Origin of the sequence: Asticcacaulis solisilvae, from assembly GCF_017875235.1 — a bacterium.
GTDB classification, from domain to species: domain Bacteria; phylum Pseudomonadota; class Alphaproteobacteria; order Caulobacterales; family Caulobacteraceae; genus Asticcacaulis; species Asticcacaulis solisilvae_A.
Genome location: NZ_JAGGMI010000002.1, coordinates 1 through 13,183, shown reverse-complemented (window position 1 = coordinate 13,183; position 13,183 = coordinate 1). Strand labels below are relative to the sequence as shown.

Here is a 13,183-nt window from a genome sequence, read left to right as displayed (position 1 = left end):
ATTTAAGGCTGAAACCAGTATTGCCGCAAGTCTTCAGGCTTCCGGCAGGACCCTTGCGATGCCGCTCCGCACCGCGGCGACAAAGCGCGCCATGGTCCCGGCTTCGTTCAGCAGGTGCGACATCAGTTCGTGGCTGATATCCAGCTCGACGCCGCGCATCCGCAGGCCGCGATTGCAGATATTATCGGGATGCTTGGCGCGGCTTTGCAAGGGTTCGTCGTGCACCACGAACCCGAAGCCGGTAAGTGTCCGGCCAAGCGCGGCGATAAGCTCGGCGTCCAGGCCGTCGACGCAGACCTCGCCCAGGGCGTCGTGGCAGGCGTGCCGGCCCCGGATGCTGATGACGCTCTGGCATTTTTCCGCCAGGGCGATGCCGTCGGGGTGGTTATGCAAAGGCCTTGGCACCAGCCGGTTCTCGCCATTTTCGGCTTCCCAGACCGCCCGGCACGACACGACGGTGTGGATACTGAGGTCATCGCCCGCGATACGCAGAGCACAGATGTCAGTGCCCGGTTCCGCCAGTCCGCCATATTGCGCGAACAGCGCGACATTGAGGCTGGCCGTGCGCGTGGAAACGGCGAACTGGGCCGGACTGCTGAAGGCAACCGTCTCGACCGGCTTTTCTAACACGAACCCCGCTGGCATTTTGAAAGTCTCCAAAACCCCTAGCCAGGCCATTATATGCCGGCATGGCTAACAAGGTTTGAAGGAATCCCCGTTCGCAAACTTGTGATAAACAAGCAAACGGGAAGCGTTCTGCAGCCGCTCCCCGTTGAAGTTCTAATCGATCACTTTGTTATGTTGGAGCATGCTCCGAAAAGTGGAAACCGGTTTTTCGGACCAAGCATGCGACCACCAAGAATCCGGATTTCAGCACTCAGGCAGAACAGATTCAAAACCATGCCGTACGGCTGCGGCGAAGCGCGCCATCCTGCCGGCGTCGTTGAGCAGGTGCGACATCAGTTCGTGGCTGATGTCCAGCTCGACGCCGCGCATGCGCTGGCCACGGTTGCAGATATCGCCCGGCTGTTTCGCCGGGCTGTGCGACGGCGCGTCCTGCACGACAAAGCCGGCGGCCGCGAGGGCGTCCATGAGGGAGGCGACCAGGGCGCCGTCCAGTCCGTCGACCCGGACCGCGCCGGTGCGGTTGTGGCAGGCGTGGCGGCCGCGAATACTGACGATGGTCTGGCATTTCCGGGCCAGGGCCAAGCTGTCCGGATGATGGTGCACGGGACTGGGGACCAACCGGCCGCCTTCCTTTTCGACGGCCCAGACCGCCCGGCTCGACACCATGGTGTGGAGGCTCAGGTCGTTCCGGGCGATGTGCGCCGCGCAGATATCCGTGCCCGGCTCGATCATTCCGCCATGCTGCGCAAAAATCGCCAGGCGCAGGCTGGCTGTACGTGTTTCGACCCAGGACTGGGCGGGGTTGCCGAACGACACACCTTCTGTGGACTTTGGGGATGCTAACCCTGTAAGCATTTTTGCTTCTCTCCTACCCCTGCCCGGCACAACCATAGCGGATATGACCTAATAAATTTTGAAGGAATCCATCCTCTCAAAGTTGTGATATTGATGTTATGGTTACGGTGTCGTTAGGCAGTTGGCGCAGGCAAAAAGGGTTTGTTGCCAACGCGTTACGTGTTCACGAATGACACAAAAAGACAGGGCGCGGAGCCCCTCCGCGTCCTGTCAATTATCGGATTCAATAACCATTCAGACCTTGATAACGATCTTTCTGGTGTGCAGAATCCACGCGAACAGCCAGCAGACGAGCATGTAGAGCACCGCGAACAGCAGTGCGCCGGGCGCGCCGGGAACATAGGCCTGGAGATTGCCCGACAGCCAGCCCGTCACTGACTTGCCGCCGATATCGAACTGCCACGATATGACCGCCAGAAGTTCGGCGAACAGGTAGACGATCAGGGGGTTCTTGCCGAATATCTCGAAGAAGGTCACGCCGAATTTCTGTTTGGCCTGGTCGATCCAGGCGATCAGGCCGGCCAGGACGATCAGGTCGATGCCGACGGTCAAGAGCACGAAGCTCGAGGTCCACAGCTTCTTGCCGATCGGGAAGACCGTTCCCCAAGCCAGGGCCGCCAGAATCAGCACCACGCCCATACCGATAAAGCGGATCATGACGAAGTGGCCGGGCGTGTGCTTGCGGATGTAGAGCCCCGCCAGGTAGCCCAGGATGACATTGACGGTGGCAGGGATGGTGCCGAGGAGGCCCTCGGGTTCGAAGCCCTCGTCCCACGGATAGAGGTGCGACTTGCCGAGGATCAGCTGGTCGACATAGTTGCCGATATTGCCGGTCTTGGTAAGGGCCAGTTCGGGCGGCGCCGAGGCCAGCAATATGCCCCAGTAGCCGAGCAGCAGGACCAGGGACAGCAAGATAAGGCCGCGCACGCCCAGATAGCGCGCGGCGATGGCGGCGAAACCGTAGCACAGCGCCAGGCGTTGGAGGACGCCCATGATCCGCGTGTCCTCGATGGGCTTCATGACCCAGCCGGCGTCGGTGTGCTTGAAGAAGGGGAACCAGTAGAGGAGATAGCCCAGGGCAAAGATGATCGCCACGCGGCGCAGGGTCTTCAGCCAGAATTCGCCCGGCGCCATGTCTTTCTTGCCGAACGCCAGGGCGTTGCCCATGGCGAACAGAAAGGACGGAAAGACGATGTCCGCCACCGTGAAGCCGAACCAGTCGGCGTGGCCGAGGATGGGGTATGCGCCCTCCCCCTGCATGTTGACGACGATCATCAGGCAGATCGTCAGGCCGCGAAAGACATCGAGCGACGTAAAGCGCACGCGTTCCATGGGTTAGCCCTCCCTTTTTTTGGAAGTCTCCGCCAAACTGGTCTCATGCGCAAGCATACCAATTTTATTTTGTCGGCCAGGGCGCAAATCGGATAAGCTTGGGCCATGAACAACACCAGCGCCGCCGATGTCCGGCTGAATCCCGATGCCCGCGTAAAGCTGCGCACCATCGGCGCCGAGCAGAACCCGCTGCTGATCATCGACGATGTGCTGGAAGACCCCGAGGCCATGGTCGACGCGGCCGTGAATGCGTCATGGGCGCCGCCCAACGGCACCTTCTATCCGGGCGTGAATGCCGACCTGCCCGTGGGATATCTGCGGACCTTGTTGCCGGTCCTGAAGCCGTCGTTCGAACGCGCCTTCGGTTTGCGGCAGGACCAGGCGCTTATCGCCTATGGCTTTTATGCGCTGGCGACCTGGGGGTTTGAGCGGTTTCAACCGTTGCAGCGCATCCCGCACTTCGACCAGCCCAATCCGATGAGCCTGGCCATGGTCCATTATCTGTGCAGGAACCAGCCGGGCGGCACGGCCTTCTTCCGGCATCGGCTGAGCGGGTACGAGTCGATCGATAACCGCCGCCGCGACGGCTATATGCAGGCGGTGGCACAGGAGATCGACCGGGACGGTGAGCGGCTGACGGGCTTCGCCGGACCGGATACGCCCAATTACGAGATGATCGACAGTGTGGAGTTGCGCTTCAACCGATTGGTGATCTATCGCAGCAATGTCCTTCATTGTGCTTTGTTTGATGGCACCGCCTTAAGCGACGATCCGAGGACCGGGCGCTTGACAGCCAACAGTTTTTTCAGCCCGAAAGGTTAGCGCGCGGGGCAAGCACCGCAAGCCCCGCCCACTGCCTTCGGCGGTCCCCCCTCCCCATAAATGGAGAGGGCGAAAGAGGAGACATTCCACCAGTTTAAATAGCGAGTTGGCGTAATTTTCTACACCCTCCCCATTTATGGGTAAGCGCAGCGAGGGTATTGCCCTTGCAGGCGCAGGGACCGCGAGCGGAGCGAGTGGTGGCCGGGGCATGCATAGTCTGCAAAGGGCGCATTCAATAGCTTGCACGTCTCTCAAATGAGCGATATATTTGCTCACATGAGCACAAACGCATCGCAAGCTGCCGTCAGGGTCACCCGCCCACGTAAAGCGCCCGGCATCAAGAAGACATGGACTATATCCCTGGTCGATTTCGCCGGGGTCTATCAGTCCGATCCATCCGACCGGGTGGCGATGATCCGCGCCGGAGTGCCCGCCACCGACGCCAAGAAGCTGCTCGAAAAGCTCGATGTCTCGCAAGGCGCGGTCCTGAAAAGCCTCAACCTGTCGACCGCCACGCTGAACCGCAAGGTGAGCAAGGGCGAGGCCCTGTCGGCCGAGGACAGCGAACGCATCGTCGGCATGTCCAAGCTGATCGGCCAGGTCCAGACCATGGTCGAGCAATCCGGCGCGCCCCAAGGCTTCGACGCGGCCAAATGGGTCGCCGGCTGGCTGCAGACCCCCGTCGCGGCATTGGGCGGCGGGCGGCCGGTCGACTACATGGACACCATGGAAGGCCAAGGCATGGTCGCGGCCCTCCTGGCGCGGATGCAGAGCGGGGCCTACGCGTGACGGTTTCCGTCTGGCGCATCGCGACCGACACGCCTGACTACGAAGCCGACGACCTCTCCGGCGCAGGCGCCTGGACCACCGGCGGACGCTGGAACCGGGCGGGAACGCACATGGTCTATGCTTCGGAAAACATCGCCCTGGCCTGCCTTGAGACCTTCGTGCACCTGGCGGCCAATCCCTTGCCGTTCAACCGCTACCTGGTGCGGATCGACATTCCGGATGCGGTCTGGGCGGCGGCTGAAGTGGTGACGCTCAAAGACGCGCCGGTCGGCTGGGACGCCCTGCCCGCCGGCCGCGCCAGCATCCGGTTCGGCAGCGATTGGGCCGCAAGTGGTCTATCGGCCTGTCTGCGCGTGCCGTCGCTGATCACGCTGGATGAATGCAATATCCTGCTCAATCCGCTGCACGCCGACGCAGCGGGGATAAGGGCAACGAAGATCCGCAAATGGCTCTATGATCCGCGCATGGGGCGTTAGCTAGATCGGAACGATTTTAGATGGAAGCAATCATCCCGATCTAAGTTTTTGCTTTGTCGCGATATTTATGGCGAAAACCGCTTCACACTTTTCGCCATATCGCTCTAGCTATTCCGGGGCGCGCGCATCGAAGGCGGCCTGGGCGGCCAGGATGGCGGCGTGGTTCTGATAGGCCCACTGGCCCAGGGCCTCGACCGGCCCGCGTAGCGAATGGCCGAGCGGCGTCAGCTCATAATCGACGCGCGGCGGATTGGTCGGCGTCACCTTCCGCGAGACAAAACCATCGCGCTCCATGCCGCGCAGCGACAGGGTCAGCATGCGTTGCGAGATCGTGCCGCAGGCGCGCTTGATCTCGTTGAAGCGCAATGGCCCGCCGCGCAGCGCGATGACGATCAGCACGCTCCACTTGTCGCCGACGCGCGACAGCACCGCCTTGGCCGGCACGCAGGCCTCCGATAGCGGGTTATGGGGATGATGCGGCGATGGTAAAGCGGATGTATCCAAGGGAAACCGTTGTGCTCAGGTATGGAAATTGTGCCTTCTTGCGGGGTTTAGCACGGTCACATAATTAGTCCAGGTATTCTTTTTATACTACTTGGAGACTGTCATGACCCGACCCAGAATCGCCATCCTCATTGGCACGACCCGCCAGGGCCGCTTCGCCGACCAGCCGGCGCGATGGCTGATGGAGATGGCCGGCCAGCGCGACGACGCCGACTATGACCTGCTGGACCTGCGCGATTTCCCGCTGCCCTTCTTCGATGAGCCCGCCTCGCCGATGTTCGTCCCGCCGGCCGATCCGGTGGCGCAGCGCTGGGCGCAGACGCTTGAGCGCTATGACGGCTTCGTCATCATCGCCGCCGAATACAATCATTCGATGTCAGGCGTGCTGAAGAACGCGCTCGACTATGCCTACAGGGAATTCAACCGCAAGGCCGTCGCCTTTGCCGGTTACGGCGGCGTCGGCGCGGCGCGGGCCATCGAGCAGCTGCGCCTGGTCTGTGTCGAGCTGCAGATGGCGCCGGTCAAGGCGGCGGTGCACATGAACATGCCGGAATTCCTGGGCATCTGGCGCGAAGGCAAAAGCTTTGACGACTATCCGCACCTGGCGCAGGCCGCGAACACCATGTTCGACGACCTGAACTGGTGGACGCGCGCGCTTAAGGTCGCACGGCCCTGACCGGCGGGTGGGAGGCATACACGCACCTCCCGCCGCATCCCGGCATATGGAATGCTCGCTCCTCTGGCGAAAGTGTTTCTTAATTAATACGCGTTAACCGTAATACATCTCGCCCGGTGAATCCGGATGAGTTTCGCCAGCGGTTTTTCATAACTGAGGAGAAATCCAGTAATGCGGGTTGCGGCCAAATTCTGGCCCTAATTTGTTACCAAGTATAGCCTACCCCTATTGTTCGGGCGCCTCTCCATTTCGCCCGTCAATTTAAACCGCATTCCATTTGCAACTTTAGATACAGCACCTGCATTGCTGTTGGTCGTTTTTGCGTGCCATGCAGGACTGTCGCCGGGGGGCGAAAAGACATGGTTGACTATTATATTTCACCGGCCGGCAGCGGCCTGAAGACTGGCGCGGGGCTCAAGAATGCCGCGACGCTGAACCAGCTCGACCTGCTGATCGACAAGGCCAGGCCGGGCGACCGCATCCTGCTCATCGCCGACAAGGGCGATTACAACATCACCAAGGCGATCAACCTGTCGCACGGCGGCAGCGCGTCAGCCGACATCACCATCAAAGGTGTGTCGTCCTCCGGCGCCGACATGGCGGCGACCTTTGTCAGCAACCGCGCCGACCGTTATTCGCCAAAGGCCGAAGCGGGCGAAGAGGTCTTTCGCCTGCTGGACGGCGCCAGCCATCTCAGGTTCGAAAACATGGCATTCGAGGACGTCAACACCGCCTTCCGGCTGGCCGGCAGGATCAGCGATATCTCGCTGGCGCACATGACCGCCGACAATATCAACCGCTTCGTCTACAATCTGGAGACGGACGGGGGTGACGCGACCGTGTCGGGCCTGATCATCCGCGATGTCGATGTGACGGGCTTCGCCAAGGCGGTCGTATCCCTGCGCTATGATACCAACAACGTCCTGATCGAGGACGTGTCGGGCGACAGCCGCCAGATCGACGGGGCGAACTTCGCCACCGGCGTGCAACTGGAAGGCACGGTGCATGCGGTCGTCATCAAGGACGCCCGCATGGGCAATGTCCGCGATACGGTGAACGATTACTGGAATGGCGACGGTTTCGCGACCGAGGAAAATGTCTACGACGTCGCCTTCATCAATACCTACGCCTACAACAACACCGACGCCGGCTATGACCTGAAGTCGTCAAAGACCACGCTGGTCAATGCCGTCGCCGAAGGCAATACGCGCAATTTCCGCCTGTGGGCCGACGATACCGTACTGGAAAACGTCACGGGCATCGATCCCCGCTACCATGGCGGCGACTCGGTCAATCCGTCCAATGTCTGGCTGGCCGCCGATGCCAGGGCGACGATCAGGGATTCGAAATTCACCGATGCCGGCGGCGACGCCTTCCTGTTCGACCTGAAGAACAACCGCGCCGGCCTGACTATCTCAAATGTCGTGACCGACCAGTTGAAAGCCGACGACATTGCAAAATCCCTGACCGCGAAGCTGACCGGCGCCGTCAAGGCGATCGTGGCCCTGCCCTCAGCCGTCAACGGCAGCGAGCGCGACGACGTGCTGAGCGGCACCGCCGGAAACGACGTCATCAGCGGCAAAGGGGGCAAGGATAAGCTCTTGGGCGGCAGGGGCAATGACAGCCTGACCGGCGGGGCGGGCGACGATGTCTTCGCGTTCGAAGCCAGCGGTTTCGGCCGCGACATCATCGTCGATTTCAGCCGGACGGCCGGCAATACGGACAGGATCGACCTCAGCAAGATGAAGGTCAGTTTCGCCGACCTGACGCTCAAGGTGGTCGGCAAGGACACGGTCATAAGCTTCGCCAGCGGCGACACCATCACCGTCAAAAACGTCACCAGCCTGACCAAGGATCAGATCATCGCGGCGGTGGCGCCCGAGCCCGCTCCCGCCACGGGCCGCTATGAAAAGGTCGTCGGCGCGGGCATCGAGACCAACAAGACGACCTATATTCTCACCGGCGGGATGAATGACCTGACCTTTACGGGTGACGAGACCTTCCGCGGCGTTGGCAACGGGCGCGACAATACCGTGTCCGGCGGCATGGCCCGGGACACGCTGGAAGGCGCCGGTGGAAACGACAGGATCTATGGCATGGCCGGCCATGACAGGCTCTATGGCGGCGAAGGCAATGACACCCTCTATGGCCGCCAGGACAACGACACGCTTTTCGGCGAAAACGGCGCGGACAACCTGATGGGTGACGGCGGCCGCGACGCGCTGATCGGCGGGCGCGGCAATGACGCCCTGGCCGGCGGCGACGGGGGCGACCGCTTCATCTTCGCGCCCGGCGACGGCAAGGACGTGATCGCCGACTTCCGCGCGGACGATGTCATCGACTTTTCGGCGGCGGACCTGACGCGGGCGGACATCAGGATCCAGGGTACGGCCGAGGGCCTGCTGATCCGCTACGGCGACAACGGCAGCCTTGGCGACAGCATCCTGCTGAAGGGCGTGAAGGCGATCGACATGGACCAGTTCATCTTCGGCGGGTGAGGCATCGCCTTGATGCAGTTATTTTGAGTAGACGGCGTGATTGCCAAAGATAACTTCGCCCTCCCCATTTGTGGGGAGGGGGGACCATCTGCGGAGCAGATGGTGGGCGGGGCCATTGAAAGATGAGACGCACTCTGAGGCAGGGCGCAATAAGTAAAAAGGCCCGGCGGTTGCGTAAACAACTGACGAAGCCAGAGCTATGGTTATGGCTGCGGTTAAAGAGCGAACCAGCGAACTGGTTTTCCGCAACCAGCATCCGATAGGCACCTATGTCTTGGACTTTTACTGCCCGAAAGCAAAGCTGTGTATTTAGGTCGATGGTGAAATTCACACTCGCGATTGTCAGCGCGCATGACGAAAAACGCGATCAGTGGTTTATGGAGCAGGGTATCTACATCCAGCGGATCAACGCAGTCGATTTGCTTGCTGACGTGGATGAAACTGCTGGTGGTGTAATCAATCTGGTTATTGAGCGGTGGCAAGCCCTGCAAGAGGCCCCGCCCACCGTCGCAAGCGACGGTCCCCCCTCCCCATAAATGGGGAGGGCGAAATGCAGATACAGATGCTTTCTATTAACACGCTGTATCGGCCCAGCTCTGACGAATAATACACTACCTTTGTACATGTTTCGCCCTCCCCATTCATGGGTAAGCGCCGCGTGGGTATGGCGAAGACCTATAACGAGGCCTCCTCCTCTCCGCCGATCCCGGCCAATATCGCCTCCAGCTTTCGTGGGTCGGCGGGTTTGACCAGGTGGTGGTCGAAGCCCGCCGCCGTGGATTCCTCGCGATCGCTGGCCTGGCCATAGCCGGTCAGCGCGATCACCGTGGCCGTTTCGAATTCCGGCATCGCCCGCAAACGCCGCGCCAGGTCATAGCCCGTCATGTCCGGCAGGCCGATATCAAGGATAAAGACGTCCGGCCGCAATTTTTCCACGGCTTCGAGGACCGCCCGCGCATGATCGAAGACCGCCACCGTATGGCCATTGGCCTCCAAAAGCATGGCCAGGGAGCGCGCCGCATCGATATTGTCGTCCACCACGACCAGCCGCCGCGCCGAAGCGGCCGTCGCGCCGGACGGGGTGACGGCCGCCGGCATCTGGGCCGTCAGGTCGAGCGGCAGGACCACCGTGAAGGTCGTCCCCTGCCCTGGCCCGTCGCTTTTGGCCTCGACCGTACCATCGTGCATCTCGACCAGGCTTTTGACGAGCGCCAGGCCTATGCCTAAGCCGCCTTGAGAACGATCGAGCGTACGCGGACCCTGCGTGAACAGGTCGAAGACGAAAGGCAGCAGGTCGGCAGCGATGCCCTCGCCGGAATCGCTGACCGTAACAACGGCCTTGCGGCCGCGGACCGCCACGTCCAGGCCGATCTCGCCACCCGGCGGGGTGTATTTGGCGGCATTGTTCAGCAGGTTCGACAGTATTTGCACCAGCCGCGTCCGGTCGCCGTCGACGTGGACGGGACCGGCCTCCATATGCGTCTTCAGGACATGGTTGCGCGTCTCGATCAAGGGGCGGACCTGCTCGACGGCAGTCATGGCCAGCGCCTTGAGGTCGTGGAGGCCGCGGTCGAGCTGGACCAGTCCGCGCGTCACCCGCGACACATCCATCAGGTCGTCGATCAGCTCGGTCATGTGCGCGACCTGGCGCGAAATGACCTCGGCGGTCTGGCGCACGCGCGCCTCATCGAACCGGGGCAGGCGCAGGAGATCGGCCGACATGGCGATGGGCGCCAGAGGGTTGCGCAGCTCGTGAGCCAGCATGGCCAGGAATTCGTCCTTGCGGCGGCTGCCGTCGCGCAGGGCCTGTTCGGCGATCTTGTGCGCGTCGATATTGAGCACCGCGCCGATTAGGCGCTGGCTGCCATCGAGGCCGACGCGTTCAACCCTGGCCCAGGTCGCCAGCCAGCGCACGCCGCCGTCCGGCAGCACGGCGCGGAATTCGAGCGAAAAGCCGCTGTTGTCGGCCAAAGCGGTCTCAACTTGGCCCCAGAGGACGGGCAGGTCTTCGGGATGGATCAGGGCCGTGTAGTTTTCGACATTGAGCACGAAGGTCGCGCGATCGACGCCATGGATGTCGTAAATGCGGTCTGACCAGATGATCCTGCCCGACGCCGTATCCCACTCCCAGATGCCGATGTCACCGGCTTCGGTCGCCAGCCGCAGCCGCTCCTCGGCGACGCGCAAATCCTTCTGGGCGGCGTGGACGGCGGAAATGTCGGTGGCGGTGCCGAACCAGTGACGGATCTGCCCCTGCGCGTCCTTCAAAGGCGCGATCAGGATGAGAAACGGCCGGTAGACGTCGTCCCAGCCCTTCAGATTTGCGGTGATGTGAACGCGCTCACCTGTGGCGACTGAACGGTTGCGGACGTCCTGCATCCACTTCATTTCATCGGGATGGGCGGCGCGGCGCCAGCTGTAGCCGTCCTCGCTGTCGGGGTCGATTCCGGTGTAGTCGTACCATTGGCCGTTGTACCATATGACGCGGCCGTCGGCTTCGGACATCCAGGCTGGCTGAGGGATGCTGTCGGCCAGCTGGCGCAGCCGCTCTTCGCCGTAGCGCAACGCCTCTTCGGATTCGACCTGGGCGGTGACGTCCTCGTGGATCAGCATGACTTCGCAGACGGCGCCCGCTTCGTCGCGAATGGGATGGGCCGAGGCCTTCACCCAGCGCGGCCGTCCAGGCAGGCCGACATCGCCGGGATCGTAGCAGATGGCCGGGATCTGCACCGCCTCGCCGGCAAAGGCGCGGCGCAGGTACGGGGTAATGCCCTTGGTCTCCAGCTGGGGGTCCATCAGGACATTGTAGCCGTCGAGCACCAGCGTCTTCATGCGGTGTTCGCCTTCAGAGTCCCACATGGCTTCCCAGGCGTGGTTGACGGCCAGTGTCCGGCCATCGGCGGCAAGGAGCTGGACGCTGAACGGCGCCTGTTCGAACAGGGTGCGGAAGCGGAGATCGTTATCGGGTGGCATCAAACGCGAATCAGTTTCTGACGCCATTTTTACTCTACGCCCCGTGAATGCCCTGAATTCGCGGACATTTTTATAATTGGCCGACTCTAGCGCCATCCAATGAAGCGTCAAGCTTATAAGAAAGCAATAAGCGCCGCGTTGTATGCGCCGCCGCCTACCCCTTCAGATACTTGTTCGGCACGTTGCGTATGGGCGCGATCGTGCCGTGCTTGCGGCGGTAGAGGTAGCTGATGATGTCGTAGATCTGTTCGGGCCTGCGGTGGAATTGGGGCAACAGGCCTGATTGCGCATAGGATAGCGGCGTGGCGTCGAACAGGGTCGTGTCCCAGTCAAATCCGCGCCCCCATGACAGGGCCTCGACGCAGATGTCGAGGCTGGCGCCCTCGTCAACCAGCAGTTCCAGCATCGGCCGGCAATGGTCGCCATTGCTGTTGACGGTGTGGAAGATGGGCGAATGACCGCCCGTGCCGTCGTCCTGCAGGTCGGCCAGGTCGTCGACATTGGCGCCGGCGCCCAGCAGCAGCCGCGCGCAGTTGATGGAGTTGTATTCGGCGCAGACGTGGAGCGCGCTGACGCCTTTGAGCGAGGTGTAGGCGCAGTCGAGATAGAAGCGGTGCTCCAGGATCTGGCGCAGGTTGCCGATAAGGGCTTCGGCGTCGTCGAGCAGCAGCGGTGTCAGCAACGGGTCGGGGCTTTGCGCGCCCGCGTCGATGAGGACTCGCAAGGCTTCGGCGAAATGCGGTGAGCGGGTGTACATTTCATAGAGCCACACAAAGGGCGTCTTGCCACCGATGGGCGCGTTGGGGTCGGTTCCGTCCGTCAGCGCCTTACGGATGGCGGCGACGTCGTGCGTCTCAAAAGCATCGATGAGCGCGCTCATGTCTGAATGTCCAACACACGTGGTGTGGTGGCGCGGACGGCCGTCAGTAAGGCAGGCATGAGCGTTTCCCCGACGTTATGTTATTTGGCCAGAGCCTGTCACGATTGCTGAATGATTGCAAGACACCGGTGTCATGGATGACTGGAAATGTTGGTCGGAGTGGTAGGGGCTCCGGGCTTACGGTTTAGATATGGGCGGTTGGCGACAGGCGAACCAAAAAGTCGTGCCCTTCTCAGCGTTTATAAATGACATTCGAGCGTGAATGGATCACCTGAGACGTACCCTTTCCCATGCCTTCGGCACAGGGAGAGAGGGTGCGCCAAAACAAAAACCCCTCCGGTTCGCACCGGAGGGGTTCTGTTATTGTGGCTGTCCCCTCACCGCTTGAGCTCTGATGAGCTCAGTCGCGAGTCCGGGTCCAGGGTCCCTCGGACCCTGGTTACTCGATGATCTTCGAGACGACGCCGGCGCCGACGGTACGGCCGCCTTCACGGATAGCGAAGCGCAGCTTCTCTTCCATGGCGATCGGCGTGATCAGCTCGACGTTCAGCTCGGCGTTGTCGCCCGGCATGATCATTTCCACGCCTTCCTTCAGCTTCACGATGCCCGTCACGTCGGTCGTACGGAAGTAGAACTGCGGACGGTAGTTGGTGAAGAACGGGGTGTGACGGCCGCCTTCTTCCTTCGTCAGGATGTAGGCTTCAGCGATGAACTTGGTGTGCGGGGTGATCGAACCCGGCTTGCACAGAAC

Annotated in this window: 14 protein-coding genes; 7 read left to right on the top strand and 7 right to left on the bottom strand. The window is 61.7% G+C overall.

Translation table 11 applies throughout. The features are described from left to right. Positions 1–33: 33 nt before the first annotated feature. The 3 genes from J2X24_RS03165 to J2X24_RS03155 form a co-directional block, all read right to left on the bottom strand. Entirely contained in the window at positions 34–645 is a 612-nt protein-coding gene (locus J2X24_RS03165; protein WP_209716562.1) for a poly-gamma-glutamate hydrolase family protein, read from the bottom strand. A 225-nt stretch (positions 646–870) separates the two neighbouring features. Beyond that, the gene (locus tag J2X24_RS03160; RefSeq protein ID WP_209716559.1) at positions 871–1,482 is read right to left on the bottom strand and encodes a poly-gamma-glutamate hydrolase family protein; all 612 of its coding nucleotides are present in this window, start codon (positions 1,480–1,482) and stop codon (positions 871–873) included. A gap of 234 nt (positions 1,483–1,716) precedes the next feature. Continuing rightward, entirely contained in the window at positions 1,717–2,814 is a 1,098-nt protein-coding gene (locus J2X24_RS03155) for an acyltransferase family protein (RefSeq protein ID WP_209716556.1), read from the bottom strand. A 105-nt stretch (positions 2,815–2,919) separates the two neighbouring features. Between J2X24_RS03155 and J2X24_RS03150 the strand changes: the two genes are divergently transcribed. From J2X24_RS03150 to J2X24_RS03140, 3 genes are all read left to right on the top strand, one after another. After that, positions 2,920–3,636: a DUF6445 family protein gene (locus J2X24_RS03150; protein ID WP_209716553.1), complete on the top strand. Its 717-nt coding sequence runs from the start codon at positions 2,920–2,922 to the stop codon at positions 3,634–3,636. 276 nt (positions 3,637–3,912) lie between these two features. Next, positions 3,913–4,425, top strand: coding sequence for a type II RES/Xre toxin-antitoxin system antitoxin (gene parS / locus J2X24_RS03145; RefSeq protein WP_209716550.1), 513 nt, complete (start codon positions 3,913–3,915; stop codon positions 4,423–4,425). Next, positions 4,422–4,901 (top strand): RES family NAD+ phosphorylase, encoded by a 480-nt coding sequence (locus J2X24_RS03140; RefSeq protein WP_209716547.1) that lies wholly within the window; start codon positions 4,422–4,424, stop codon positions 4,899–4,901. Before parS ends, J2X24_RS03140 begins: the two co-directional genes overlap by 4 nt. Positions 4,902–5,009: 108 nt before the next feature. On the opposite strand, the gene J2X24_RS03135 is transcribed toward J2X24_RS03140, so the two are convergent. Beyond that, complete coding sequence (locus J2X24_RS03135) at positions 5,010–5,345, bottom strand: winged helix-turn-helix transcriptional regulator (protein ID WP_209716545.1); 336 nt, start codon at positions 5,343–5,345, stop codon at positions 5,010–5,012. A 163-nt stretch (positions 5,346–5,508) separates the two neighbouring features. On the opposite strand from J2X24_RS03135, the gene J2X24_RS03130 reads away from it, so the two are divergent. The 4 genes from J2X24_RS03130 (at position 5,509) to J2X24_RS03115 (ending at position 9,115) form a co-directional block, all read left to right on the top strand. Beyond that, positions 5,509–6,081: an NADPH-dependent FMN reductase gene (locus tag J2X24_RS03130; RefSeq protein WP_209716542.1), complete on the top strand. Its 573-nt coding sequence runs from the start codon at positions 5,509–5,511 to the stop codon at positions 6,079–6,081. A 359-nt stretch (positions 6,082–6,440) separates the two neighbouring features. Continuing rightward, positions 6,441–8,579, top strand: a complete 2,139-nt coding sequence (locus J2X24_RS03125; protein ID WP_209716539.1) for a calcium-binding protein — start codon at positions 6,441–6,443, stop codon at positions 8,577–8,579. Between the two features lie 199 nt (positions 8,580–8,778). Next, positions 8,779–8,892 carry a DUF559 domain-containing protein gene (locus J2X24_RS22900; RefSeq protein ID WP_404977811.1) on the top strand — a complete coding sequence of 38 codons (114 nt, stop codon included), beginning with the start codon at positions 8,779–8,781 and terminating at the stop codon, positions 8,890–8,892. 4 nt (positions 8,893–8,896) lie between these two features. Further along, complete coding sequence (locus J2X24_RS03115) at positions 8,897–9,115, top strand: hypothetical protein (RefSeq protein ID WP_209716533.1); 219 nt, start codon at positions 8,897–8,899, stop codon at positions 9,113–9,115. Positions 9,116–9,254: 139 nt separating this feature from the next. Here J2X24_RS03115 and J2X24_RS03110 read toward each other — a convergent pair whose 3' ends face one another. The 3 genes from J2X24_RS03110 to J2X24_RS03100 form a co-directional block, all read right to left on the bottom strand. Next, entirely contained in the window at positions 9,255–11,552 is a 2,298-nt protein-coding gene (locus J2X24_RS03110; protein ID WP_209716530.1) for a hybrid sensor histidine kinase/response regulator, read from the bottom strand. A gap of 154 nt (positions 11,553–11,706) precedes the next feature. Next, positions 11,707–12,432, bottom strand: a complete 726-nt coding sequence (locus J2X24_RS03105) for an ankyrin repeat domain-containing protein (protein ID WP_209716527.1) — start codon at positions 12,430–12,432, stop codon at positions 11,707–11,709. 439 nt (positions 12,433–12,871) lie between these two features. Further along, positions 12,872–13,183: EF-Tu C-terminal domain-related protein (locus tag J2X24_RS03100; RefSeq protein WP_483415014.1), on the bottom strand; the 312-nt coding region annotated here is incomplete at its 5' end.